We start from the raw sequence: 24,832 nt of genomic DNA, 5'->3' as shown, positions 1-24,832 counted from the left end.
GAACTCAGTGCCTGGCCTGCTGCTGGGCCAGGGCGCTGTCGGCGCGAATGTGACGCTGATCGGCCACCCTCCGGGTCAGGCCGATGCGGTCGAAGTACTCCAGAATCTGCACACTGCGCTTGCGACCGATGCCCAACATATCGCGAAACGCGGCAACCTGCACTATCGGCGTTTCACTGGCCTGCCCCAGCAGCAGCTCTGCCATGCGCTGTAGCGTCGCCTCGGGGTAGAACAGGTCGCGCACCACCTGGTGCACCAGGCCCAACCGGGCCAGCTTGCGCAGCAACAGGCGCACATCGGCTTCGGCACAATTTTCCTCGCTCGCCAGCGTCCGGACCCAGGGCGGATCGTATTGCCCCGCCAGCAACTTCGGTTGCAGACTCGCCCATAATGCACTGTCGGCTTCGCTCAACTGCACCTTGTGATCGGGCAGGTGCAGCCAAGGCCCGCTGCTGGCAATGGCGCCGTCTTCGAGCAACTCATCCAGCAGGCTGACAAAAGCGGGCCGCTCCAGCGGCAAGGCAGCAAAGCGGCGCAGGCGGTCGCGGTCCGGGCCGAGCTGGTCGGGCTCCTGTTCATGGAACCGCGCCAGCTGCTCCAGCACCTGGCGCTTGAGCGACTGCCACCGGGCACTGGCAAACAGCAGTTGGCCCTGCCGCGTGGCCACCACCAGCACATCTTCCGGCAACTGCCAGGTTTCGCGCAGGCGATTGAACTGCCGTTCCAGACGTTGCGGGTCGATACCCCCGGGTGCGCTGGCAAGCAGTGCCGGCAAGGCCTGCTCCAGGTCCTCGGCATCACGCAGCACCTGCAATTGGCGCAGGCGCTCATCACTGCGACGCTGACGGCTTGGCGCGAACGGATCGAGTACCTTGCCGCCCCCCAGTGTGCGCTGGGCACGCTGATCGCGCAGCACCAAGCGGTCGCCGTGCACCGCCTGCAGCGGCGCGTTGAGCAGCAACTGGGCGAACATGCGCTGGCCTGCCACCAAGGTTTCACCCTCGAGCAAGGCTACCCGGGCCGTTACATCCTGGGTGCCCAGGTGCACGTGCACAGCGCTGAAATGCTCGAAGGTACGGGTCTCGCCCGGCAACAGGTTCAGCTCGATATCCACCCGCACGCTAGGCGCATGCAGCCACTCGGGCACCAGCCAGTCCCCCCGGCGCACCTGCTCCACCGCCAGGCGTTCGGCAGCAATGTTCAGTGCCACCCGCTGGCCCGCTTCGGCCACCAGTGCGGCCTGGTTCTGCGCATGCAGGCCACGCACCCGCACCGGTTTGCCGGCCTTGCCCAGTAACAAGGTGTCACCGGCACTGACCCGCCCGGCCAGCGCCGTGCCCGTGACCACCACACCCGCACCGGTAACGGCAAAGGCGCGGTCGACGGCCAGGCGGAAACCGCCGCGCACGCTGCGCTGGCACACGCGCTGTTGCGCGGCCAGCAAGGCCTGGCGCAAGGCATCGATACCTTCACCGGTCACACTGGACAACGGAAACTGCCGCGCACCGGCATATGGGCCCGGCGCCAGAAGTTCGCTGACCTGTGCCTGCACTTCGGCCAGGCGGGCCGGCTCTACACGGTCGCATTTGCTGATCGCCACCAGGGCTTGTGGGATGCCCAGCAACTCGATGATCGCCAGGTGCTCACGGGTTTGAGGCATTACCCCGTCGTCGGCCGCCACTACCAGCAGTACCAGATCGATGCCATGGGCGCCGGCCAGCATGTTGTGGATAAAGCGCTCGTGACCGGGCACGTCGATGAAGCCGGTCAGCGCTGCGCCCTCGGTCAACGCCGCATAGCGATAGCCAAGGTCGATGGTCATGCCACGGGCGCGCTCCTCCTGGCGCTGGTCACCGGCCTGGCCGGTCAGGGCCTGGAGCAGTGCGGTCTTGCCGTGGTCGATGTGGCCGGCGGTACCAACGATCACTGTACCGGCCCCAATTGCAGGGCGGGCAACTGAGCCAGCCACTGGGCCTCGTCATCCAGTTGGCGCAGGTCCAGCCACAGGGCGTCATCGTCGATTCGGCCGAGCACTGGCACGGGCAGACCGCGCAAGGCGCGCTCCACTACATGCAGGCTGCGCCCGCGCAACTTCTTCGACACCTGCGGGCGCAGGCACAATGCCGCGCTTGGCAGGCGGGCCACCGGTTGGCTGCCACTGCCAATCATGCCCAACGCCGGCTCCACACTGACCGCCCATTGCTCGCCGAGGCGAGCTTTGATTTCAGGGGCCAGGCGCTCGGCCTGGGCCTGGATTTCTGCCTGGCTGCGGGTCAGCAGGCGCAGGCTGGGCAGGCGCTCGGCCAGGCGGTCGGGGTTTCGGTACAACGCCAGCACCGCTTCGAGTGCGGCAAGGGTGATCTTGTCGACCCGCAGCGCGCGCTTGAGCGGGTTCTTCTTGATTCTGGCGATCAGCTCCTTGCGCCCGACGATGATTCCGGCTTGCGGCCCGCCAAGCAGTTTGTCGCCGCTGAAGGTGACGATATCGGCGCCGTCAGCCAGGGCCTGACGCACAGTAGGCTCGGCGGGCAGGCCCCAGCGGGTAAGGTCAAGCAGGCTGCCGCTGCCAAGGTCTTCAAGCAACGGCAAGTCATGTTGGTGGGCGATACGCGCCAGCTCGGCGGTGGGCACCTGGGTAGTGAAGCCCTGAATGCTGTAGTTGCTGCAATGCACCCGCATCAGCAGGCCCGTACGCGGGCTGATGGCGGCCTCGTAGTCACGGGCGTGAGTGCGGTTGGTGGTGCCGACTTCGTGCAGCTTCACGCCGGCGCGGGCCATGATGTCGGGGATGCGGAAGGCACCGCCGATCTCGATCAGCTCACCGCGGGAGATGATCCCCTCCTTGCGCGCACCCAGGCTGTTGAGCGCCAGCAGCACGGCGGCGGCGTTGTTGTTGACCACGGTGACGGCTTCGGCGCCTGTCAGCTCGCGGATCAGGCCCTCGATCAGGTCGTCACGGTCGCCGCGCTTGCCGGTGGCCAGGTCGAACTCCAGGTTGAGCGGGTAGCGGGCGGCGGTCTGCATGGCCTCGATGGCCTCCTCTGGCAACAGGGCGCGGCCGAGGTTGGTGTGCAACACGGTGCCGGTGAGGTTGAACACTCGGCGGACCTGGCTGCGTTGCTGGGTGGCCAAGCGTTCGCCAGTGCGGCCCAACAGGACTTCAGCGGCCAGTTCGGCGGTGCTGAGCTGGCCGGTGCGGGCGGGGTCGCGCAGGTCGTCGAGCAGTTGCCGCAGGGTGGCCAGGACCGCGTCGCGACCGTGGCGGTCGATCAGCGGGAGGCAGGCTGGGTGGCGCAAAAGGGTGTCGATGGAGGGCAGGCGTGGGGTGTCGCTGGCTAGGCTGGAGGACATGCGGTACTACCTTGGACTGATCCGTTGTTTGTACTGGCCTCTTCGCGGGTAAACCCGCTCCTACAAAGGCCGCGCAAGCCTAAAAAGCTGCGCGGGCCCTGTGGGAGCGGGTTTACCCGCGAAGAAGCGACTCGGTCTTACAGTGTAGACACTCTCCATTACCCGGGTGCGAGCATCAGGTTCGGTGCCAACCGATGGAAGCCCTCCTCGTCCAGGCGAATGTCCAGTGCCAGGCTGGCCAGGTCATCGGCCAGCGGCTCGGCCGCCGCATCGTTTTCCAGGTAGTTCTGCTTCAGGTAGCTCTCGCACTCCGGGCAGCACTCCGCCCGTAGCGGCGCCTTGCCCGGCGCATGTCGGTCATCGTCAAGGCTGGTATAGCGCAGGTCCTTGCTCGACTCGCAGTACACGCATTTGACCCGCACCACATGCCATTCGCAGGCACACAGCGAACAAGCCAGGTAGCGCAGGCCATTGTGCTTGCCGCGGTTGCGCACCACCCCGGCCATCGCCGGCGAACCGCAGGCCGGGCACTGGGCCAGGCTGTCGGCGGGCTTGAGCTCTGGTGCGGGCAGCGCCAGCAACCAGCTGGACCAGGCCGCCTGCAAGGCCGCCCCGATGAACGGCACCAGTGCTGCGGGCACTGCGTCGTACTGGCCGGCGAGCAAGGCGATGCCCCAACCCTTGCGTTGACAGTCATCACTGCTGCGCAGGACTTGCAGCGCCTCCCCTAATGGACCGCTGGTCTGCGCATTGAAGTGCTTGAGCAAGGCCTGCAACCAGACCAGCCACGGCCCTTCACGCACCAGGCTGTCCGCCGCCAGTGGCGGCAAACCATGACTTATGCACAGGCGCTGACGCTCCTCTGCCACCGGCATGCCAGCGGGTGGGTTATCCACAAGCTGCTGCTGGATACGGCACAAACAAGCCACCAGCTTCAGGTATTCGCCAAGGGCATTGCCCTCGGCCAGCTGCTCCAGGCGCGCGGCGCGCAGTTCGAACAGGTTGGCGGGGGGCAGGTGCAGAAACGGCGGCATCACTGCCGACGCTTCGATCTGCCCGGGTTCGAGTATCGTGCTCAAGCGCTCATCCTTCTTTTCGTCCGTGATTGCCCGGCGTCTTGTCACCAGTCACTTCGCGGTACCACAACTCATGGTGCTTGCGCGCCCAGGCGCGGCTGACCCAGCCATGCAGCATGGCGCCGATCGAGCCCTTGATCCAGATACCGGCGTAGATGTGCACGATGATGCTGAGGATCAGCACGAACGCCGCCAGGGCGTGGAGCAGCGCAGACAGGCGAATAACCTCGATGCCGAACAAATGGCTGAAGTATGCGCGCCAGATCACCACACCGCTGACCAGCAGAACCAGCATGCACACCAGCAGGGTCCAGAACAACAGCTTCTGCCCGGCGTTGTACTTGCCGATCGGTGGCACACCCTCCTCCTTGTTGAGCATCACCCGGTCCACCCGGCGCAGCCACAGTCGGTCATTGGCAGTGATGAAATTGGCGCGCCAGAAACGCAGCACCAGGCCGAGGAAGAACACGAACATCGCCACCCCGAGGAAGGGGTGCAGGATGCGTGTCCACGGGCCACCGCCGAACAGATTGCTGAGCCAGAACAGCGCCGGATGGAACAGCGCCAGCCCCGACAGGCCAGCCAGGATGAACAGGATCGCGACGACCCAGTGGTTACTGCGCTCGTTGGCGTTGTAGCGCAGGATGGGTTTGTTGTCGTTCATGGTCGCTGCTCCCCTTGCCCACCGGGCTTGGTCGGATCATAGACATGGACCGACGGGTCCACCTGGTGCACGCTTTCATCCGCGGGTGTCGGGTGTTCGTCCTCCTCCACCCGCTGTGGCCCTACCCGCACATAGTGGAAGAACCCGGCCAGCACCGCAGCCCCCATGGCCAGCAGCGCCAGCGGCTTGGTAATGCCCTTCCACAGCCCCACCAGCGGACTGATCACCGGCTGGTCCGGCAGGCCGGCGTACAGCTTCGGCGTGTCGGCATGGTGCAGCACATACATCACGTGGGTGCCACCGACGCCGTCCGGGTCGTAAAGCCCAGCCTTGTCGTAGCCCCGCGACTGCAGGTCGACGATGCGCTCGGCAGCATGCACCTTCATCTCATCCTTGGTGCCGAACACGATCGCCCCGGTCGGGCAGGTTTTCACGCAGGCCGGCTCCAGGCCCACGGTCACGCGGTCGGAACACAGGGTGCACTTGTACGCCTTGTGGTCCTTCTGCGAAATACGCGGGATATTGAACGGGCAACCGGTGATGCAGTACCCACAACCGATGCAGTGGTCCTGGTTGAAGTCGACGATGCCGTTGGCGTGCTTGATGATCGCCCCAGGGCTCGGGCACGCCTTCAGGCAACCTGGCTCGGCGCAGTGCATGCAGCCATCCTTGCGAATCAGCCACTCCAGGTTGCCGTCGTCGCGCTCGTGCTCGGTAAAGCGCATCAGGGTCCAGGTCTCGGCAGTGAGGTCCTGGGGGTTGTCGTAGGTGCCGTGGTTGTGGCCGACCTCGTCACGCAGTTCGTTCCACTCCGAACACGCCACCTGGCAAGCCTTGCAGCCGATGCATTTGGTGGTGTCGATCAGCTTGGCGACTTCCTGCTGCTGGCGTACCGAAGGCGGTACGGTGGTGGTGGCCGAGCGGGCGATGATGTCTTGGCTGGCCATCAGAGTTTCTCCACTTTGACGAGGAACGACTTGGACTCTGGCGTCTGGGTATTGCCGTCACCCAGGAAAGGCACCAGGGTGTTGGTCAGGTAGCCATGCCGCGTAGCCCCGGTGAAGCCCCAGTGCAGCGGGATGCCGATCTGGTGCACGGTCTGGTTGTTGACCTGGAGCGGGCGAATCCGCTTGGTCACTACCGCCACCGCATCGATATGCCCGCGCTTGCTCGATACCCGCACCCGGTCACCGGCCTTGATACCTTTCTCGTTGGCCAGCACCTCGCCGATTTCGACGAACTGCTCGGGCTGGGCAATGGCGTTGAGCCGGCAATGCTTGCTCCAGAAGTGGAAGTGCTCGGTCAGCCTGTACGTGGTCGCCGCGTACGGGAACTCTTCGTGCTTGCCGAGGGTGTCCCACACCGAGTCGAACACCCGCCCGGCCGGGTTGCTGGTGGCCTTCTTGTTCTGCGGGTGCAGCGGGTTGATGCCAATCGGCGTCTCGAACGGCTCGTAGTGCTCGGGGAACGGGCCTTCGGCCATCTTGTCGATGGCAAAGAACCGCGCCACGCCTTCGGGGTTCATGATGAACGGGTTCATCCCCGCCTCGGGCGGCGAGTCGACCTTGAAGTCGGGCACATCGGTCCCGGTCCAGGCCTTGCCGTTCCACCACACCAGGCGCTTCTTCTCCGGGTCCCACGGCTTGCCTTGCGGGTCGCTGGAAGCACGGTTGTAGAGGATGCGGCGGTTGGCCGGCCAGGCCCAGGCCCAGTTCTGCACCTGGTGCATGCCGTACGGGTCGCTGTTGTCACGGCGAGCCATCTGGTTACCCTGCTCGGTCCAGCTGCCGGCGAAGATCCAGCAACCGGACGCAGTGCTGCCGTCGTCCTTGAGCTGGCCAAAGCCCGCCAGTTGCTGGCCGGCCTTGAGCACTGCGCCAGTCGGATCGGTGACGTCCGTCACCGCCCAGCCGTTCATTTCCTTGGCCAGCTCCTCCGGGGATGGCTCTTCAGGGACCTTGTATGGCCAGTTGATGTTCATCAGCGCGTCAGGATAGGCGCCGCCTTCGGCCTGGTAGCGTCGGCGCAGGCGCAGGAACAGCTCGCTCATGATGTGAACGTCGGTGCGGGTCTCGCCCGGGCCGTCGGCGCCCTTCCAGTGCCACTGCAGCCAGCGGCTGCTGTTGACCAGCGAGCCGTCTTCCTCGGCAAAGCAGGTAGTGGGCAGGCGGATCACTTCGGTCTGGATGTTGGCCGTGTCGACATCGTTGAACGGCCCGGCGTTGCGCCAGAACTCCGAGGTCTCGGTGGCCAGCGGGTCCATGATCACCAGCCACTTGAGTTTGCTCAGGGCGGCAGTGACACGGTTCTTGTCCGGCAGCGCGGCAATCGGGTTGAAACCTTGGCACATGTAGCCGTTTACCTTGCCCTGGCCCATCATCTCGAACATGCGCAGCACGTCGTAGGCCGGCACATCGAGCTTGGGCAGCCAGTCGTAGCCCCAGTTGTTCTCCGCCGTGGCATTGGCGCCGTACCACGCCTTCATCAGGCTGACATGGAACTTGCCGTAGTTCTGCCAGTACGACAGTTGGCCAGGACGCAGTGGCTTGGAGGCGCGCTTGTCGATATAGGCGGCATAGTCCTGCTCGGCATCGCCGGCAAGGGTCAAGTAACCCGGCAACGAGTTGGACAGCAGGCCGAGGTCGGTCAGGCCCTGGATGTTGGAGTGCCCGCGCAAGGCGTTGACCCCGCCACCTGGCATGCCGACGTTACCCAGCAGCAACTGCACCATGGCCGCACTGCGGATGATCTGCGCACCGATCGAGTGCTGCGTCCAGCCCAGCGCGTAGAGGATCGTCATGGTCTTGCCCGGTACCGAGCAGGTGGCGATCTCTTCCCAGATCTTCAACATGGCGTCCTGCGGCATGCCACAGGTCATGCTTGCCAGTTCCGGTGTATAGCGGCTGTAGTGCTGCTTCATCAGCTGGAACACGCAGCGCGGGTGCTGCAGCGTCGGGTCAACCTTGGCAAAGCCGTCTGCACCCAGCTCGTAACCCCAGCCGGACTTGTCGGAATACACGCGCTTGGCCTCGTCGTACCCGCTGAACAGGCCATCCTCGAAGCCATAGTTCTCTTTGACGATGAACGACACATCGGTGTAGTTGCGCACGTACTCGTGCTGGATCTTGTCATTGCTCAGCAAGTAATTGATCAACCCGCCCATGAAGGCGATGTCGGTACCGGTACGAATCGGTGCGTAGTAGTCGGCCACCGAAGCGGTACGGGTAAACCGCGGGTCGACCACGATCAGCCGCGCCTTGTTGTGCGCCTTGGCCTCGGTCACCCACTTGAAGCCGCACGGATGCGCTTCTGCTGCGTTGCCACCCATCACCAGGACCAGATTCGCATTGGCGATATCGGACCAGTGGTTGGTCATGGCGCCACGGCCGTACGTCGGGGCAAGACTTGCCACCGTCGGGCCATGTCAGACACGAGCCTGGTTATCGAACCCCAGCATGCCTGTTGCGCGGATGACCTTGTGGGTCAGGTAGCCGGCCTCGCTGGAGGCGGCGGAAGCAGCAAGAAAACCGGTGGTGAGCCAGCGGTTGACCGTTTGCCCCTGGGCGTTCTTTTCGATGAAGTTGGCGTCGCGGTCTTGCTTCATCAGGTCGGCGACGCGATCGAGCGCCTCGTCCCAGCTGACCCGCACCCACTCCTTGCTGCCCGGCTTGCGTACCTCGGGGTACTGCAGGCGGCTCGGGCTGTGGATGAAGTCCAGCAGGCCAGCGCCTTTCGGGCAGAGGGTGCCGCGGTTGACCGGGTGGTCGGCGTCACCTTCGATATGGATGATGTTCTGTTTGACGTTCTTGCCCGCATCGCCCTGGCTGTACATGATCAGGCCGCAGCCGACCGAGCAGTAAGGGCAGGTGTTACGGGTTTCCTTGGTATGCGCCAGCTTGAAGTGACGCACCTGCTCGGCAAATGCTGGTGTCGGGGCCATGCCCAACGCCGCAAGGCTCGAGCCTCCAAGGCCGACGGCGGCGACCTTGAAGAACTGCCGACGGTTCAGGTCCATCGTGCACTCCTGATCAGGTGGTGGACGCACGGAACATGGCCGGCGCCTCTTGGTAGTCACGGTGGCGGCCAATTGATGGCCGCCAACAGTTAAGACTAGCCAAGAATCGAGAAGGTGCGATGACATGGGTCAGCTGAAGGCGCTGTGTTGCCTGATTCGCGGGTGAACCCGCTCCCACAGTTACTGCACATGCCCGAAGCAGGGCGCCATTCCTGTGGGAGCGGGCGTGCACGCGAACACCGGCAACACCGGTGCCATCCACCACCGGCCGATCAGCAAGCCGGCAGGTTGCGCACCACGTTCAGCGCCGCACTGCTCTGGGCCACCGGCATGATCTCGATGGTATTGATGTTCACATGCGCCGGCTGCTCGGCAATCCAGGCCACCGTGGCCGCGATGTCCTCGGGCAGGATGGCCTCCACGTCCCGATACAGCGCCTGCACGGCATCCAGATCGCCGTTCAGGCGCACCACCGAGAAATCGGTCCCCGAGCACAGCCCAGGCTCGATGTTGCTCACTCGAACGCGGGTGCCCGCCAGATCGGCGCGCAGGTTGAGGCTGAAGTGGCGAACGAAGGCCTTGCTGGCGCCATACACGTTACCGCCCGGGTAGGGATAGGTGCCGGCGATCGAGCCGATATTGATGATCATGCCGCTGTCAGCTTCCACCATCTGCGGCAGGATCTTGTGGGTGACCATGGCCAGGCCAGTGATGTTGGTGTCGATCATCCGCTGCCAGTTTTCCGCACTACTGGCCTGGGCACGGTCCACGCCCAGCGCCAGCCCGGCATTATTGACCAGCAGGTCGACCTGCAGTGACGCATCACTAATCTGCTCGACCACCTTCTCGAGCGACACCGGGTCGGTGACATCCAGCGCCAGCGGAATGAAATTGACGCCTAGCTCGGCGGCCAGCGCTTGCAGCTTGTCCATGCGCCGGGCGCCACCGATCACGCGGTAGCCTTTGCCGATCAAGGTACGGCAGATGGCGCGGCCAAAGCCCGAGGAGGCGCCGGTTACGAATGCAGTTTTCATCAGTTGTCTCCTATGGAAGGGTCAGGCCAGATACTTAACGCCCAGGCTGGTGAACAGGCAGAGCATCGAGAACACCAGCGCCTTGCGCACCACTTCGTTGCCCTTGCGCAGGGCCAGTGCACTGCCAAGGTGGTTACCGAGGATGTTGCAGGCCACCAGCGGCACCGCCAGCAGGTAGACGACCTTGCCGGCAATGACGAAGGCCACCAAAGCGCCGATGTTGGATGCGAAGTTGAAGGTTTTTGAATTGGCCGAGCTGGAGACCAGGTCCATGCGCAGCAGGTAGTGGAACGCGATGATGAACATGCTGCCGGTACCCGGGCCGAAGAAGCCGTCGTAGAAGCCGATGGCCAGGCAGGTCAGCGGCACCACGGTGAAGACCATGCGCGATGACAGTTCGCGCTCCTCGACCAAGCGGTCCTTGGGGGTGAGGAAGATGAGGATGCCGAAGGGGATCAGCGCCAGGATGATCTTGCCCACAGCCTCCTGGGAGATCGAGACGATCAGGTGCGCTCCCAGGTAGGCACCGAGCAACGAGAATGGCACGCCGACCAGCGCCACCTGCCAGACCATCTTGCTGTTGGCCAGGAAGTTGCGAATGGCTGCCAGTGTGCCAAGGGTACTGACCAGTTTTTCCTGGCCGAGGGCAACCTGCGGTGGCATGCCGACCAGCAGAAAGCCCGGCACCAGGAACAACCCGCCGCCACCGGCAATGCTGTCTACGAAGCCGGCAACGAAAGCGATAGCCCCAAGCATGAGCACCGCCAGCAACCAGTGTTCCGCCCAGAAAGCGCCCAGAATTTCCATAGCGAAGTCCATCCAGTGGAGTGTCCTGCCAAGCACAACGCAAGTGTGCATGTCCCAATCAGCGCGATGATTGTAATTACGAAAATTGAATCGATGCAATATCGAATTAAATCGACTCAATGGCGAAGATTACCATCATTACCCGCATCCTGGCTTTCATGTTAGGCTGCGCGCAATTGCAGAATCTGGTGCCATTTCCATGTGGGTCCCTCAATACGGCGATCAAACCCAGCCGGTTTATCTGATGATCGCTAATGCCCTTGAACAGGACATCGAAAGTGGTCGGCTTGCAGCAGGCGATCGTTTGCCCACCCTCAAAGACCTTGCCGAGGCACTGAATGTAACCCCCGGCACCGTTGGAAGAGCCTACGACGAAGCCGCCAAGCGCGGCCTGGTGGTTGGAGAGGTAGGCCGTGGCACATTTGTCAGGCAGTTGCGACAGCGGTTATCCGCCCCGTCGGTGCCTACACCAGTTACTGGCGGAAGCAGCCAGATCGATCTCTCGATCATCAAACCCAACGACGCCCACATGAGTTGGCTGGGTACGGCGATCAGCGAGCTGGCCACCTCTGCGGACCTGGGACAGGTACTCGACTATGTGACAGAAGGTGGTCACACCTCCCACAAACAAGCAGGTGCAGACTGGATTCGGCGCTGGCTGCCTGATGCGCGCTGGCAACAGGTTGTACTGACCTCTGGCGCGCAGCATGGACTATTGGTGGCCATCAGCAGCCTGTCGAAGAGCGACGATGTGGTGCTGTGCGAATCGTTCTGCTACCCAGGCATCATCTCCCTGGCCCACAGCATGGGCCGCCGCCTGCGTGGCGTGGCCATGGACGAGCATGGCCTTATTCCCGAGGCATTGCGCGCGGCCTGCCTGGAGCATCGCCCTTCCCTGTTGGTGTGTGTCACCACCCACCAGAATCCCACCAACTCGATCATGCCCCACGCACGGCGCCAGGCCATCGCAGAGATCGCCCGCGAGTTCGACCTGTTCATCGTCGATGACGATATCTACGGCTTCCTTGAACCCGCACCGGATTACCAGCCACTGGCGGCGTATGCGCCAGAACGTTCGGTGTATCTCACCAGCCTGTCCAAAAGTGTGCTGCCGGCGCTGCGTATCGGTTACCTGTACGCCCCACCGCAAACCCTCTCGCGGCTATCGTCGATGGTACGCAGCAGCGTCTGGATGCCATCGCCGTTGATGGCACAACTGGCCAGCAACCTGATCAACAGCGGCATGGCCGACCAGTTGGTGCGAGAACAACAGGAAGAGGCGGCCGCGCGCCAGCAAATGGCCCAGGAGATCCTTGGCAAGTACAAGATCCGCAGCCAGCCCAACAGCTTCCACATCTGGCTGGAGTTGCCCGAGCCGTGGACCAGCGACGAATTCGCCAACCTGGCGCGTAGCAACGGCGTCACTGTAGTCAGTGGCAGCCAGTTCCTGCCAGAGCGCAGCCACGCCAGCTGCGGCGTGCGCATCGCCTTGATGGCCCCCAGCCGTCAGGAGTTGGGCTTTGCCCTGACCAAGCTGGTCAGCTTGCTGGACTCGCCGGAGCCGCGGTTGTTCTATTGATCAGGCTCGCTACTGGAGTGGCAGTCGGTACCAATTCATTCTCGGGCAAACCCGCCCACAAAAAGGTATGCGGCACCGCCCATAAAAAAACCCAGGGCAACTGCCCTGGGTTTCTGGTTTTGCCAGACGCCTAACCGTTCTGATCAGAACGGAATATCGTCATCGAAGCTGTCGAAGTCAGCCGCCGGCTGCGGGGCTGGCTGCTGCGGGGCCGGGCGCTGAGGAGCCTGTTGCGGGCGCGGGGCCTGCTGGCGTGGGGCCTGGTTGTACTGCTGCGGCTGGCCGCCACCGTAGTTGCCGCCACCCTGGTTGTACGGGTCACCGCCCTGCTGCTGGTTCTGCGGACGACCGCCGAGCAGCTGCATGGTGCCGTTGATGTCGACGATGATCTCGGTGGTGTAGCGCTTGATGCCGTCTTTTTCCCACTCGCGGGTCTGCAGCTTGCCTTCGATGTAGCACTGCGAACCTTTGCGCAGATATTCGCCGGCGATTTCGGCAACCTTGCCGAACAGCGACACACGGTGCCACTCGGTACGCTCGACCTTCTGGCCCGACTGCTTGTCGGTCCACTGCTCGCTGGTAGCCAGGCTCAGGTTGGTCACGGCGTTACCGTTGGGCAGGTAGCGGACTTCGGGATCCTGGCCACAGGTGCCGACCAGAATGACTTTGTTAACCCCACGGGCCATAACGTTCTCCTAGGCTTCGCACGCCGAAGAGGCCGGGTTCACCAGGCGCTCGAGGGTCGTACGGTCCAAAATTTTCGTATCCAGTTTGATATAGATGGCGGCTTCTTCCGCCACCACGACGGCGTCGGTCACACCCGGTACAGCCATCAGGCGCTCGGTCAGGCCGGCTTCCCGGACTGCCTCTGGCGTCAGCGGCATGCGCAGGCTGGTCACATAGGGCGGCTCGTTCATGCGCAAGGCGACGACCAACCAGATGGCACACAGTACCGCACAACCGAGGAACACCATGTTCAGCCCGCCGTGCTGGAACAACCAGCCACCGAGGATTCCTCCCAGGGCAGCACCGAGGAACTGGCTGGTGGAGTAGACCCCCATTGCCGTCCCCTTGCCACCTGCAGGCGACACCTTGCTCACCAGCGAAGGCAGTGATGCCTCCAGCAGGTTGAATGCAGTAAAGAATACCACGGTGCCGATCACCAGTCCGCGCAAACCGTCAGCCCACTGCCAGAAGAACACCTCCACCAGCAGCAACACACTGACCGCCCCGGCCAGCACGCGTTTCATCTTGCGCTTTTTTTCGCCATAGATGATGAACGGGACCATTGCAAAAAATGAGATGAACAACGCGGTCAGGTATACCCACCAGTGCTGCTCCTTCGGCAGGCCGCCGCGCTCGACAAAGGCCAGTGGCAATGCGACGAAGCTGGCCATGAGGATGGCGTGGAGGATGAAGATGCCCACATCCAGGCGCAGAAGGTCCGGATGGCGCAGGGTCGGGCCGATGGCCTGGCGCGCCACACCCGACTCACGGTGCTGCAGGATGCTGTGGGTATTGGGCACCACAAAGGCGATCAGCAAGATGCCGACCAGGGCAAGTCCTGCCGTGGCGAGGAACAATCCTGACAAGCCAAAGGCACGAGTCAGCAATGGGCCGACGACCATGGCGACGGCAAACGACAGGCCGATGCTCATGCCGATCATGGCCATGGCCTTGGTCCGGTGCTGCTCGCGGGTGAGGTCGGACAGCAGCGCCATGACCGCAGCGGAAATCGCCCCGGCGCCCTGCAGGATACGCCCGGCGATCACTCCCCAGATGGAGTCGGCCTGGGCCGCCAATACACTGCCCAGGGCAAAGATGACCAGCCCCAGGTAAATCACCGGCCGGCGGCCGATGCGATCGGAAATCATCCCGAACGGGATCTGCAATACGGCCTGCGTCAGGCCATAGGCACCAATGGCCAGGCCGATCAGCGCAGGCGTGGCACCTGCCAGGTCCATGCCGTAGGTAGCCAGCACCGGCAAGACCATGAACATGCCCAGCATACGAAAGGCAAAGACCAGGGCCAGGCCGCCAGCGGCGCGGGTTTCGCCGCCACTCATGCGCTCGTTGTGGGTGTCGTGCATGGATTAACCTCGTGTGAACCGGCGGCGATTCTATCAGTCCGACAGCTTGACGGCATCTACGCGACGCTTTGCCGCGTACTGGCAGCGCGCCGTATACTTCCTTGTTTATGCCCGCCGAGCGAGGCCGCAGTGGACAAGATCCTGATTCGTGGGGCACGTACCCACAACCTGAAGAACATCGACCTGACCCTGCCCCGGGACAAGCTGATCGTGATCACCGGCCTGTCCGGTTCCGGAAAGTCGTCCCTGGCGTTCGACACCCTGTACGCCGAAGGCCAGCGCCGCTATGTGGAATCGCTGTCGGCCTACGCCCGGCAGTTCCTGTCGATGATGGAAAAGCCCGACGTCGACACCATCGAAGGCCTGTCGCCGGCCATTTCCATCGAGCAGAAGTCGACCTCGCACAACCCCCGCTCCACGGTCGGCACCATCACCGAAATCTACGACTATCTGCGCCTGCTGTACGCTCGCGTGGGTACCCCACGCTGCCCGGATCACGATATCCCGCTGGAAGCGCAAACGATCAGCCAGATGGTCGACCTGGTGCTGGAGCGACCGGAAGGCAGCAAGCTGATGCTGCTGGCGCCGGTGGTGCGCGAGCGCAAGGGCGAGCACCTGGCGGTATTCGACGAGCTACGGGCCCAGGGCTTTGTGCGCGCCCGGGTCAACGGCAAGCTCTACGAGCTCGACGAACTGCCCAAGCTGGACAAGCAGAAAAAACACAGCATCGATGTGGTGGTGGACCGTTTCAAGGTCCGCGCCGACCTGCAACAGCGCCTGGCCGAGTCGTTCGAGACCGCGCTCAAGCTGGCCGACGGCATAGCCCTGGTAGCGCCGATGGATGACGAGCCAGGCGAGGAGACGATCTTCTCCGCGCGTTTCGCCTGCCCGGTCTGTGGCCATGCCATCAGCGAGCTGGAGCCGAAACTGTTCTCCTTCAACAACCCCGCCGGCGCCTGCCCGACCTGCGATGGACTGGGGGTGAAGCAGTTCTTCGACACCAAGCGCCTGGTCAATGCCGAGCTCACCTTGGCCGAAGGCGCGATCCGCGGCTGGGACCGGCGCAACGTGTACTACTTCCAGATGCTCGGCTCGCTGGCCGCGCATTACGGCTTCAGCCTGGAGGAACCATTCGGCCAGCTTTCGGCCGAGCACCAGAAGGTGATCCTGCAGGGCAGCGGCAAGCAGAGCGTCGACTTCAAGTACCTCAACGACCGTGGCGACATCGTCAAGCGCTCGCACCCGTTCGAAGGCATCGTGCCGAACCTGGAGCGTCGCTACCGCGAGACCGAGTCGGCCACCGTGCGCGAAGAACTGGCCAAGTTCCTCGGCACCCAGCCGTGCCCCGATTGCCGCGGCACCCGCCTGCGCCGTGAGGCAAGGCATGTGTGGGTGGGCGAAAAAACGCTACCGGCAGTGACCAACCTGCCGATCGGTGAAGCCAGCAACTACTTCGGCGAGCTGACTCTGACCGGACGCCGTGGCGAGATTGCGGCGAAGATCCTCAAGGAAATCTGCGAGCGCCTGCAGTTCCTGGTGAACGTCGGTCTCGACTATCTCACCCTGGACCGCAGCGCTGATACCCTATCCGGTGGCGAAGCGCAGCGTATCCGCCTGGCCAGCCAGATCGGTGCTGGCCTGGTGGGAGTGATGTACATCCTCGATGAGCCGTCCATCGGCCTTCATCAACGTGACAATGACCGCCTGCTGGCCACCCTCAACCACCTGCGCGACCTGGGCAACACGGTGATCGTGGTGGAACACGACGAAGACGCCATCCGCCTGGCTGACTACGTGGTGGACATCGGCCCTGGGGCCGGCGTGCACGGCGGTCAGATCGTCGCCGAGGGGTCGCCGCAGGAAGTCATGGAGCACCCCGACTCGCTGACCGGCAAGTACCTGTCAGGGCGCAAGAAGATCGTAGTGCCGGCCAAGCGCACGCCGCGCAACAAGAAGCTGCAACTCAAGCTCAAGGGCGCGCGTGGCAACAACCTGCAAAACGTCGACCTTGAAATCCCGATCGGCCTGCTGACCTGCGTGACGGGGGTGTCCGGTTCGGGCAAGTCGACACTGATCAACAACACCCTATTCCCACTGGCCGCGACCGCCCTGAATGGCTCAAGCAGCCTGGAAGCGGCGCCGCATGCCAGCATGGATGGCCTGCAGCACCTGGACAAGGTAGTGGACATCGACCAGAGCCCGATCGGCCGCACCCCTCGCTCGAACCCGGCGACCTACACCGGCATCTTCACGCCGATCCGCGAGCTGTTCTCCGGTGTGCCGGAATCGCGTTCGCGCGGCTATGGTCCGGGGCGTTTCTCGTTCAACGTCAAGGGAGGCCGTTGCGAGGCCTGCCAGGGCGATGGCCTGATCAAGGTGGAGATGCACTTCCTGCCGGATATCTATGTGCCGTGCGACGTGTGCAAGAGCAAGCGCTACAACCGCGAAACCCTGGAGATCAAGTACAAGGGCAAGAACATCCACGAGGTGCTGGAAATGACCATCGAGGATGCCCGCGAGTTCTTCGACGCAGTGCCGGCGCTGGCGCGCAAGCTGCAGACGTTAATGGATGTGGGGCTGTCATACATCAAGCTGGGCCAGTCGGCGACCACGCTGTCGGGCGGTGAGGCACAGCGAGTGAAGCTGTCGCGCGAGCTGTCCAAGCGTGATACCGGCAAGACCTTGTACATTCTCGACGAGCCGACCACGGGCCTGCACTTTGCCGATATTCAGCAGTTGCTGGACGTCCTGCATCGCCTGCGCGACCACGGCAATACCGTGGTGGTGATCGAGCACAACCTGGATGTGATCAAGACCGCGGATTGGCTGGTGGATCTGGGGCCGGAGGGTGGTTCGAAAGGCGGGCAGATCATTGCCTGCGGTACGCCGGAAGAACTGAGTACGATGAAGCAGTCGTATACCGGGCACTACCTGAAACCGTTGCTGGAGCGGGATCGGGCGTAAGGCCTTGGGGGCGCTTTTTGCCCTTTTCGCGACAAAAGGCCGCTCCACAGGAGGAATGCATTTCCCTGTGGGAGCGGCCTTTTGTCGCGATAGGGCTGCAGAGCAGCCCCAGCCTTTTACATCTGCGACTGCAGGTAATTCTCGAGGCCAATGGCCTTGATCAGCCCCTGCTGCTTCTCCAGCCAGTAGGTGTGATCTTCTTCGGTATCAGCCAACTGAGCGCGCAGGATGTCGCGGCTGATGTAGTCCTTGTGCAATTCGCACAGTTCGATGCCTTTGCACAGCGCGCCGCGTACCTTGTACTCGAGCTTGAGGTCGGCCTCGATCATTTCCGGCACGGTGCTGCCCACTTCCAGGTCGTCCGCGCGCATGTCAGGGGTGCCTTCGAGCATGAGGATGCGACGCATCAGGGCATCGGCGTGCTGCGTCTCTTCTTCCATTTCGTGGTTGATGCGCTCGTAGAGCTTGGACAGGCCCCAGTCTTCGTACATACGCGAGTGAATGAAGTACTGGTCGCGAGCCGCCAGTTCGCCCTTCAGCAGCGTAACGAGGTAGTTGATTACGTCCGGGTGACCTTGCATCGCCCTGTTTCTCCATGTGAAAACGTCTATGCCACACAGTGTGAACCAGCTTTTGCCTGCGGTCACTGAAAACCGCGCAATTAGAAGCAAAAAATCGGTTAAACAGTAGTGATATTCATTGAAAAACCGCCCAAATGAGGGCGGTTCTTCTTATCACTTCGACTTAGGCGAGATTGACGCCCAAGGCCTTGGCAACCCCTTCGCCGTAGGCCGGATCGGCCTTGAAGAAGTATTGCAGCTGACGCTGGATCACGTCTTCGCTGACGCCTGCCATGGTGCCGGCTATGTTGTTTATCAGCAGGGCTTTCTGCTCATCGCTCATCAGGCGGAACAGCGCGCCGGCGTGGCTGTAGTAGTCGGTATCCTCGCGGTGGTCGTAGCGATCTGCCGAACCATTCAGGGCCAGTGCAGGCTCGGCGTGGCCTGGTGACTGCTTCGGTGCATCGCTGTAGCTGTTGGGCTCATAGTTCGGCGCGCTGCCGTAACTGCCAGCGGCCATGGAACCATCACGCTGGTAGCTGTTGACCGGGCAGCGTGGTGCGTTCACCGGCAGCTGCTGGTGGTTGGTACCCACCCGGTAGCGATGCGCGTCGGCGTAGGCGAATACCCGCCCTTGCAGCATGCGGTCCGGCGACAGGCCAACACCCGGCACCATGTTGCTCGGGCCAAACGCAGCCTGCTCGACCTCGGCAAAGTAGTTGAGCGGGTTACGGTTGAGCTCCAGCACGCCCACTTCAATCAGCGGGTAGTCCTTCTGCGACCAGGTCTTGGTAACGTCGAAGGGGTTTTCGTCGCGGCTGGCAGCCTCGGCTTCGCTCATCACCTGGATGCATACGGTCCAGCGTGGGTAATCGCCCCGCTCGATGGCTTCGAACAGGTCGCGCTGGGCGTAGTCTGGGTCAGTACCTGCCAGGCGCGCAGCATCTGCCGGTGCGAGGTTCTTGATGCCTTGCTGGGTCTTGAAGTGCCATTTGACCCAGGTGCGTTCACCCTTGGCATTGATCAGGCTGTAGGTATGGCTACCGAAGCCGTGCATGTGGCGGTAGCCGTCCGGAATGCCGCGATCGGAGAACAGAATGGTGACCTGATGCAGCGCCTCGGGAGAGTGTGACCAGAAGTCCCACATCATCTGAGCGTTCTTCAGGTTGGATTGTGGGTGACGCTTCTGGGTGTGGATAAAGTCCGGAAACTTCAGTGGGTCGCGGATGAAGAACACCGGCGTGTTGTTGCCGACGATGTCCCAATTGCCTTCCTCGGTGTAGAACTTGACGGCAAAACCACGGGGATCGCGCTCGGTATCAGCGGAGCCACGCTCACCACCAACGGTGGAGAAGCGCAGGAAGGTTTCGGTCTGCTTGCCAACCTGTTCAAACAACTTGGCACTGGTGTAATCGGTGATATCGCGGGTGACGGTAAAGGTGCCGTAGGCGCCCGAGCCTTTTGCGTGTACGCGGCGCTCAGGAATGTTCTCGCGGTTGAAGTGGGCGAGCTTCTCGATCAGGTGGAAGTCATCGAGCAGCAGCGGGCCGCGCGGGCCGGCGGAACGGGAATTCTGGTTGTCTGCTACAGGTGCACCGCTGGCGGTGGTGAGAATCTTGCTCATGGGCTCTCCTTATCGGTCTTCAAGCGCCGGCTAATCGGCTCTGGGAGAGTATTGACGAGCAAGGTTACAAGAACAAATGCATTACATGACTTGAATCAATAGGAATAAACAATACATCTTAAAACAAAAAACCGGGCACTAGGCCCGGTTCTTTGTAGCAGACAGAACGTCTTACTCAGCAGCTTCTACAGCACCGCCGACCGGACGATCAACCAGCTCGACGTACGCCATAGGAGCGTTGTCGCCAGCGCGGAAACCGCACTTCAGGATGCGCAGGTAGCCGCCCTGACGGGTGGCGTAACGCTTGCCCAGGTCGTTGAACAGCTTGCCAACAGCGGACTTCGAACGGGTACGATCGAAGGCCAGACGGCGGTTAGCTACGCTGTCTTCCTTGGCCAGGGTGATCAGCGGCTCGGCAACGCGGCGCAGTTCCTTGGCTTTCGGCAGGGTGGTTTTGATTAGCTCGTGCTCGATCAGCGACACTGCCATGTTCTGGAACATAGCCTTGCGGTGAGAGCTGGTACGGCTCAGGTGACGTCCACTTTTACGATGACGCATGATTCATTCCTTACCAAACACTACGTTCGGTGATTACGACGATCAGGCGGTCGCCTTGTCGTCTTTCTTAAGACTTGCAGGCGGCCAGTTGTCGAGGCGCATGCCGAGAGACAGACCACGAGAGGCCAGGACGTCCTTGATTTCAGTCAGGGACTTCTTGCCCAGGTTAGGAGTCTTCAACAGCTCTACTTCGGTACGCTGAATCAGGTCGCCGATGTAGTAGATGTTCTCCGCCTTGAGGCAGTTGGCCGAACGTACAGTCAGTTCCAGGTCGTCAACCGGACGCAGCAGGATCGGATCGATCTCGTCTTCCTGCTCGACTACGACAGGCTCGCTGTCACCTTTGAGGTCGACGAACGCGGCCAGCTGCTGTTGCAGGATGGTCGCAGCGCGGCGGATAGCCTCTTCAGGATCCAGGGTGCCGTTGGTTTCCAGATCAATGACCAGCTTGTCCAGGTTGGTACGCTGTTCAACACGGGCGTTCTCGACCACATAGGCGATACGACGCACCGGGCTGAACGAAGCGTCCAACTGCAGACGGCCAATGCTACGGCTTTCGTCTTCGTCGGTTTGACGGGAGTCGGCCGGCTCGTAACCACGACCACGAGCTACAGTGAGCTTCATGTTCAGGGCGCCGTTCGACGCCAGGTTCGCGATTACGTGATCGGGGTTGACGATCTCGACATCGTGATCCAGCTGAATATCGGCAGCGGTAACCACCCCCGAACCCTTTTTCGACAAGGTCAGCGTAACTTCGTCACGACCGTGCAGTTTGATAGCCAGGCCTTTCAGGTTCAACAGGATTTCAATGACGTCTTCCTGAACACCTTCGATCGCGGAGTACTCGTGGAGTACGCCGTCGATCTCGGCCTCGACTACTGCACAGCCAGGCATGGAGGACAACAGGATGCGGCGCAGCGCGTTGCCCAGGGTATGGCCGAAACCACGCTCGAGAGGCTCGAGCGTAATCTTGGCGCGGGTCGGACTGACTACCTGCACATCAATGTGGCGGGGAGTCAGGAACTCATTTACCGAAATCTGCATGGATGCACCTATTTTCTAGCCCTTACTTGGAGTAGAGCTCGACAATCAGGTTCTCGTTGATGTCGGCAGACAGGTCGCTGCGAGCAGGAACGTTCTTGAAAACGCCCGACTTTTTAGCAGCATCCACGTCAACCCACTCAACGCGGCCACGCTGGGCGCACAGTTCAAGGGCTTGAACAATGCGCAGCTGGTTCAGCGACTTCTCGCGAACCGCGACCACGTCACCCGGACGAACTTGGTAGGATGGAATGTTTACAGTCTTACCGTTGACGCTGATCGCTTTGTGCGAAACCAGCTGACGGGACTCGGAACGAGTCGAGCCGAAGCCCATACGGTAGACGACGTTATCCAGACGGCACTCGAGCAGTTGCAGCAGGTTCTCACCGGTTGCGCCTTTTTTCGAGGCTGCAGCCTGGTAGTAACCGCGGAACTGACGCTCCAGAACACCGTAGATACGACGAACTTTTTGCTTCTCGCGCAGCTGGGTACCGTAGTCGGACTGACGGCCACGGCGCTGGCCGTGGATACCTGGGGCTGCTTCGATGTTGCACTTCGATTCCAGAGCGCGAACGCCGCTCTTCAGGAACAGGTCAGTGCCTTCACGACGAGACAGTTTGCATTTTGGACCAATGTAACGTGCCATTTATCTGTCTCCTGATTACACGCGACGCTTCTTCGGCGGACGGCACCCGTTGTGCGGGATTGGCGTCACGTCGGTGATGCTGGCGATCTTGTAGCCGCAGCTGTTCAGTGCACGAACGGCGGACTCACGACCTGGACCTGGACCCTTGACGTTTACGTCGAGGTTCTTCAGACCGTATTCCAGCGCAGCTTGACCAGCACGCTCAGCAGCGATCTGGGCTGCGAACGGGGTGGATTTGCGCGAACCACGGAAACCCGAACCACCGGAGGTCGCCCAGGACAAAGCGTTGCCCTGACGGTCGGTGATGGTCACGATGGTGTTGTTGAAAGAGGCATGGATGTGGGCGATGCCATCAACCACTGTCTTTTTGACTTTCTTACGAGGACGAGCAGCAGGTTTTGCCATGTCTATATTCCTGGGCGATTACTTGCGGATCGGCTTACGCGGGCCCTTACGGGTGCGTGCGTTGGTCTTGGTGCGCTGACCGCGAACCGGCAGACCTTTACGATGACGCAGGCCGCGATAGCAACCCAGGTCCATCAAGCGCTTGATCTTCATGTTGATGTCACGACGCAGGTCACCTTCGGTGGTGAACTTCGCGACTTCGCCACGCAGGGTTTCGATTTGCTCGTCGCTCAGATCCTTGATCTTAGCGGCTGGGTTTACACCAGCGTCTGCACAGATCTTCTGTGCAGTAGTGCGACCGACACCATAGATGTAGGTCAGCGAGATAACAGCATGCTTGTTATCTGGAATGTTGACGCCTGCAATACGGGCCATTCAGTGGGACTCCAATTGACAGCTACCTACGCCCCGGAAGCCAAGAAATAGGGCGCGAGATAATATCGCTGTAGAAACGAATAATCAACCCAGCAGCACACTAGCTGCTGGGTTTGAAGCGCAGATCACACTCAGCCTTGGCGCTGTTTGTGACGCGGTTCCGCGCTGCAGATCACTCGTACGACGCCTTCGCGACGGATGATCTTGCAGTTACGGCACAGCTTTTTCACCGATGCACGAACTTTCATTACCGACTCCTCGAACCTTAGGGGCGTATCAGCGCAGCAGACCGCTGCCACCGTAGCCTTTCAGGTTGGCTTTCTTCATCAGGGATTCGTACTGGTGCGAAACGAGGTGCGATTGTACTTGGGACATGAAGTCCATCACAACCACTACCACAATCAGCAACGAGGTCCCGCCAAGGTAGAACGGCACATTTGCTGCCACCACCAGGAACTGGGGCAGAAGGCAGACGGCCATCATGTAAAGAGCACCGAACATGGTCAGACGGGTCAGAACGCCATCAATGTAGCGTGCCGACTGCTCACCAGGACGGATACCCGGAATAAAGGCACCGGACTTCTTCAGGTTTTCCGCTACGTCTTTCGGGTTGAACATCAGCGCTGTGTAGAAGAAGCAGAAGAAAATGATCCCTGCACTAAACAGCAGAATGTTCAACGGCTGACCAGGAGCGATCGACTGCGAGATGTCCTGCAGCCAGCCCATACCTTCGGACTGACCGAACCAGGCACCCAGCGAAGCCGGGAACAGCAGAATGCTGCTCGCGAAAATGGCCGGGATAACCCCCGCCATGTTCACCTTCAGCGGCAAGTGGCTGGTCTGCGCAGCGAAGACCTTGCGGCCCTGCTGACGCTTGGCGTAGTGAACGGCGATACGACGCTGACCACGCTCAATGAACACCACAAAACCGATAATCGCTACTGCCAGCAAACCGATAGCGACCAGGGCGAAAATGTTGATATCGCCTGTGCGCGCAGACTCGAAAGACTGCCCGATTGCTCTCGGAAGACCGGCAACGATACCCGCGAAGATCAACATCGAGATACCGTTGCCCACACCGCGCTCGGTGATCTGCTCGCCCAGCCACATCATGAACATCGCGCCTGCCACGAAGGTGGAGACGGCAACGACATGGAAGCCCAGGCCTACAGAAAACGCCACGCCCTGGTTGGCCAGGCCAATGGACATGCCAATGGCTTGAACCAGTGCCAGGATAACGGTGCCGTAGCGGGTGTACTGGCTGATCTTGCGACGGCCAGCTTCACCTTCCTTCTTCAACTGTTCCAGTTGCGGGCTGACCGCCGTCATCAGCTGCATGATGATCGATGCCGAGATGTACGGCATGATCCCCAGTGCAAAGATGCTCATGCGCTCAAGCGCGCCACCGGAAAACATGTTGAACAAGCTAAGAATGGTCCCCTCATTCTGCCGAAACAGATCCGCCAGACGGTCTGGATTGATGCCAGGAACCGGGATATGCGCACCTATCCGATAGACGATGATCGCCATGAACAGAAAGCGCAGACGAGCCCAGAGTTCCGACATCCCGCCCTTACCGAGCGAAGAGAGAGCACCTTGCTTAGCCATTTATTCCTCGAACTTGCCGCCAGCTGCTTCGATAGCCGCACGCGCACCCTTGGTGGCTGCGATACCCTTGATGGTGACTGCGCGAGTGACTTCGCCAGACAGCATGATTTTCACGCGCTGTACGTTCTGGCCGATCACGTTGGCATCCTTCAGGGATTGCACGGAGATCACGTCGCCTTCCACCTTGGCCAGCTCGGACAGACGCACTTCGGCGCGATCCATGGCTTTCAGGGAAACGAAGCCGAACTTCGGCAGACGACGGTGCAGCGGCTGTTGACCGCCTTCGAAGCCAGGAGCGATCGAACCACCCGAACGGGAAGTCTGACCTTTGTGGCCACGGCCGCCGGTCTTACCCAGACCGCTACCGATACCACGACCTGGACGATGCTTCTCGCGACGGGAACCCGGCGCTGGACTCAGATCATTGAGTTTCAT

General features: G+C 61.7%; 22 protein-coding genes. 2 read left to right on the top strand and 20 right to left on the bottom strand.

Going from position 1 to position 24,832, the window contains the following annotated elements:
- Positions 1 to 4: 4 nt before the first annotated feature.
- The 8 genes from selB to KDB76_RS02875 form a co-directional block, all read right to left on the bottom strand.
- Positions 5 to 1,927, bottom strand: coding sequence for a selenocysteine-specific translation elongation factor (gene selB / locus KDB76_RS02910; RefSeq protein ID WP_013970654.1), 1,923 nt, complete (start codon positions 1,925 to 1,927; stop codon positions 5 to 7).
- Complete coding sequence (selA, locus tag KDB76_RS02905; protein ID WP_013970653.1) at positions 1,924 to 3,351, bottom strand: L-seryl-tRNA(Sec) selenium transferase; 1,428 nt, start codon at positions 3,349 to 3,351, stop codon at positions 1,924 to 1,926. Before selA ends, selB begins: the two co-directional genes overlap by 4 nt.
- Positions 3,352 to 3,509: 158 nt before the next feature.
- Positions 3,510 to 4,430: a formate dehydrogenase accessory protein FdhE gene (fdhE, locus tag KDB76_RS02900; protein ID WP_038408601.1), complete on the bottom strand. Its 921-nt coding sequence runs from the start codon at positions 4,428 to 4,430 to the stop codon at positions 3,510 to 3,512.
- Positions 4,431 to 4,434: 4 nt separating this feature from the next.
- Positions 4,435 to 5,091, bottom strand: coding sequence for a formate dehydrogenase subunit gamma (locus KDB76_RS02895; RefSeq protein WP_013970651.1), 657 nt, complete (start codon positions 5,089 to 5,091; stop codon positions 4,435 to 4,437).
- Entirely contained in the window at positions 5,088 to 6,038 is a 951-nt protein-coding gene (gene fdxH, locus KDB76_RS02890) for a formate dehydrogenase subunit beta (protein ID WP_013970650.1), read from the bottom strand. The genes KDB76_RS02895 and fdxH overlap by 4 nt, the downstream gene beginning before the upstream one ends.
- Complete coding sequence (gene fdnG, locus KDB76_RS02885) at positions 6,038 to 9,106, bottom strand: formate dehydrogenase-N subunit alpha (protein ID WP_143133120.1); 3,069 nt, start codon at positions 9,104 to 9,106, stop codon at positions 6,038 to 6,040. The genes fdxH and fdnG overlap by 1 nt, the downstream gene beginning before the upstream one ends.
- Before the next feature lie 272 nt (positions 9,107 to 9,378).
- Complete coding sequence (locus KDB76_RS02880; RefSeq protein WP_013970647.1) at positions 9,379 to 10,140, bottom strand: SDR family NAD(P)-dependent oxidoreductase; 762 nt, start codon at positions 10,138 to 10,140, stop codon at positions 9,379 to 9,381.
- A gap of 21 nt (positions 10,141 to 10,161) precedes the next feature.
- Positions 10,162 to 10,947, bottom strand: a complete 786-nt coding sequence (locus KDB76_RS02875) for a TSUP family transporter (RefSeq protein WP_031325527.1) — start codon at positions 10,945 to 10,947, stop codon at positions 10,162 to 10,164.
- Positions 10,948 to 11,146: 199 nt separating this feature from the next.
- Here KDB76_RS02875 and KDB76_RS02870 point away from each other — a divergent pair, with 199 nt between their 5' ends.
- On the top strand, positions 11,147 to 12,526 hold the full coding sequence (locus tag KDB76_RS02870) for a PLP-dependent aminotransferase family protein (RefSeq protein WP_023662682.1): 1,380 nt from the start codon (positions 11,147 to 11,149) through the stop codon (positions 12,524 to 12,526).
- Positions 12,527 to 12,669: 143 nt separating this feature from the next.
- Here the strand turns inward: KDB76_RS02870 and KDB76_RS02865 are convergent, their stop codons facing one another.
- Positions 12,670 to 13,212 (bottom strand): single-stranded DNA-binding protein, encoded by a 543-nt coding sequence (locus KDB76_RS02865; RefSeq protein WP_013970644.1) that lies wholly within the window; start codon positions 13,210 to 13,212, stop codon positions 12,670 to 12,672.
- 9 nt (positions 13,213 to 13,221) lie between these two features.
- Positions 13,222 to 14,616 (bottom strand): MFS transporter, encoded by a 1,395-nt coding sequence (locus KDB76_RS02860; protein WP_015268752.1) that lies wholly within the window; start codon positions 14,614 to 14,616, stop codon positions 13,222 to 13,224.
- A gap of 129 nt (positions 14,617 to 14,745) precedes the next feature.
- On the opposite strand from KDB76_RS02860, the gene uvrA reads away from it, so the two are divergent.
- Complete coding sequence (gene uvrA, locus KDB76_RS02855; protein ID WP_013970642.1) at positions 14,746 to 17,580, top strand: excinuclease ABC subunit UvrA; 2,835 nt, start codon at positions 14,746 to 14,748, stop codon at positions 17,578 to 17,580.
- Positions 17,581 to 17,696: 116 nt separating this feature from the next.
- On the opposite strand, the gene bfr is transcribed toward uvrA, so the two are convergent.
- The 10 genes from bfr to rplO form a co-directional block, all read right to left on the bottom strand.
- On the bottom strand, positions 17,697 to 18,161 hold the full coding sequence (gene bfr, locus KDB76_RS02850; RefSeq protein ID WP_003257116.1) for a bacterioferritin: 465 nt from the start codon (positions 18,159 to 18,161) through the stop codon (positions 17,697 to 17,699).
- A 163-nt stretch (positions 18,162 to 18,324) separates the two neighbouring features.
- Complete coding sequence (locus KDB76_RS02845; protein ID WP_013970641.1) at positions 18,325 to 19,764, bottom strand: catalase; 1,440 nt, start codon at positions 19,762 to 19,764, stop codon at positions 18,325 to 18,327.
- 171 nt (positions 19,765 to 19,935) lie between these two features.
- Entirely contained in the window at positions 19,936 to 20,322 is a 387-nt protein-coding gene (gene rplQ / locus KDB76_RS02840; protein WP_003255451.1) for a 50S ribosomal protein L17, read from the bottom strand.
- 42 nt (positions 20,323 to 20,364) lie between these two features.
- A complete protein-coding gene (gene rpoA, locus KDB76_RS02835; RefSeq protein ID WP_003255452.1) occupies positions 20,365 to 21,366 on the bottom strand; it encodes a DNA-directed RNA polymerase subunit alpha in 1,002 nt (333 codons plus the stop codon).
- Between the two features lie 22 nt (positions 21,367 to 21,388).
- Positions 21,389 to 22,009 carry a 30S ribosomal protein S4 gene (rpsD, locus tag KDB76_RS02830; RefSeq protein WP_003257114.1) on the bottom strand — a complete coding sequence of 207 codons (621 nt, stop codon included), beginning with the start codon at positions 22,007 to 22,009 and terminating at the stop codon, positions 21,389 to 21,391.
- 15 nt (positions 22,010 to 22,024) lie between these two features.
- Entirely contained in the window at positions 22,025 to 22,414 is a 390-nt protein-coding gene (gene rpsK, locus KDB76_RS02825) for a 30S ribosomal protein S11 (protein ID WP_003255454.1), read from the bottom strand.
- 18 nt (positions 22,415 to 22,432) lie between these two features.
- The gene (gene rpsM / locus KDB76_RS02820; protein WP_003257112.1) at positions 22,433 to 22,789 is read right to left on the bottom strand and encodes a 30S ribosomal protein S13; all 357 of its coding nucleotides are present in this window, start codon (positions 22,787 to 22,789) and stop codon (positions 22,433 to 22,435) included.
- 131 nt (positions 22,790 to 22,920) lie between these two features.
- Positions 22,921 to 23,037, bottom strand: coding sequence for a 50S ribosomal protein L36 (rpmJ, locus tag KDB76_RS02815; RefSeq protein ID WP_002555468.1), 117 nt, complete (start codon positions 23,035 to 23,037; stop codon positions 22,921 to 22,923).
- Positions 23,038 to 23,065: 28 nt separating this feature from the next.
- Positions 23,066 to 24,397: a preprotein translocase subunit SecY gene (secY, locus tag KDB76_RS02810; RefSeq protein ID WP_003257108.1), complete on the bottom strand. Its 1,332-nt coding sequence runs from the start codon at positions 24,395 to 24,397 to the stop codon at positions 23,066 to 23,068.
- Positions 24,398 to 24,832 (bottom strand): 50S ribosomal protein L15, encoded by a 435-nt coding sequence (gene rplO, locus KDB76_RS02805; protein WP_003257107.1) that lies wholly within the window; start codon positions 24,830 to 24,832, stop codon positions 24,398 to 24,400.

Origin of the sequence: Pseudomonas sp. JS425, from assembly GCF_018223845.1 — a bacterium.
Taxonomy (GTDB): Bacteria; Pseudomonadota; Gammaproteobacteria; order Pseudomonadales; family Pseudomonadaceae; genus Aquipseudomonas; species Aquipseudomonas asiatica.
Note: the sequence above shows the minus strand (reverse complement) of the source record. Positions and strands in the feature narration are given on the sequence as shown.

Excerpts from the sequence above, each read along its gene's own strand:
- rpsM (WP_003257112.1), bottom strand. The coding sequence starts at position 22,789 with ATGGCCCGTATTGCAGGCGTCAACATTCCAGATAACAAGCATGCTGTT.
- KDB76_RS02860 (WP_015268752.1), bottom strand. The coding sequence starts at position 14,616 with ATGCACGACACCCACAACGAGCGCATGAGTGGCGGCGAAACCCGCGCC.
- fdxH (WP_013970650.1), bottom strand. The coding sequence starts at position 6,038 with ATGGCCAGCCAAGACATCATCGCCCGCTCGGCCACCACCACCGTACCG.
- rpsK (WP_003255454.1), bottom strand. The coding sequence starts at position 22,414 with ATGGCAAAACCTGCTGCTCGTCCTCGTAAGAAAGTCAAAAAGACAGTG.
- KDB76_RS02895 (WP_013970651.1), bottom strand. The coding sequence starts at position 5,091 with ATGAACGACAACAAACCCATCCTGCGCTACAACGCCAACGAGCGCAGT.
- KDB76_RS02845 (WP_013970641.1), bottom strand. The coding sequence starts at position 19,764 with ATGAGCAAGATTCTCACCACCGCCAGCGGTGCACCTGTAGCAGACAAC.
- rpoA (WP_003255452.1), bottom strand. The coding sequence starts at position 21,366 with ATGCAGATTTCGGTAAATGAGTTCCTGACTCCCCGCCACATTGATGTG.
- rplQ (WP_003255451.1), bottom strand. The coding sequence starts at position 20,322 with ATGCGTCATCGTAAAAGTGGACGTCACCTGAGCCGTACCAGCTCTCAC.
- KDB76_RS02865 (WP_013970644.1), bottom strand. The coding sequence starts at position 13,212 with ATGGCCCGTGGGGTTAACAAAGTCATTCTGGTCGGCACCTGTGGCCAG.
- secY (WP_003257108.1), bottom strand. The coding sequence starts at position 24,397 with ATGGCTAAGCAAGGTGCTCTCTCTTCGCTCGGTAAGGGCGGGATGTCG.
- rpmJ (WP_002555468.1), bottom strand. The coding sequence starts at position 23,037 with ATGAAAGTTCGTGCATCGGTGAAAAAGCTGTGCCGTAACTGCAAGATC.
- rplO (WP_003257107.1), bottom strand. The coding sequence starts at position 24,832 with ATGAAACTCAATGATCTGAGTCCAGCGCCGGGTTCCCGTCGCGAGAAG.
- bfr (WP_003257116.1), bottom strand. The coding sequence starts at position 18,161 with ATGCAAGGTCACCCGGACGTAATCAACTACCTCGTTACGCTGCTGAAG.
- selA (WP_013970653.1), bottom strand. The coding sequence starts at position 3,351 with ATGTCCTCCAGCCTAGCCAGCGACACCCCACGCCTGCCCTCCATCGAC.
- KDB76_RS02880 (WP_013970647.1), bottom strand. The coding sequence starts at position 10,140 with ATGAAAACTGCATTCGTAACCGGCGCCTCCTCGGGCTTTGGCCGCGCC.
- KDB76_RS02875 (WP_031325527.1), bottom strand. The coding sequence starts at position 10,947 with ATGGAAATTCTGGGCGCTTTCTGGGCGGAACACTGGTTGCTGGCGGTG.
- rpsD (WP_003257114.1), bottom strand. The coding sequence starts at position 22,009 with ATGGCACGTTACATTGGTCCAAAATGCAAACTGTCTCGTCGTGAAGGC.
- KDB76_RS02870 (WP_023662682.1), top strand. The coding sequence starts at position 11,147 with ATGTGGGTCCCTCAATACGGCGATCAAACCCAGCCGGTTTATCTGATG.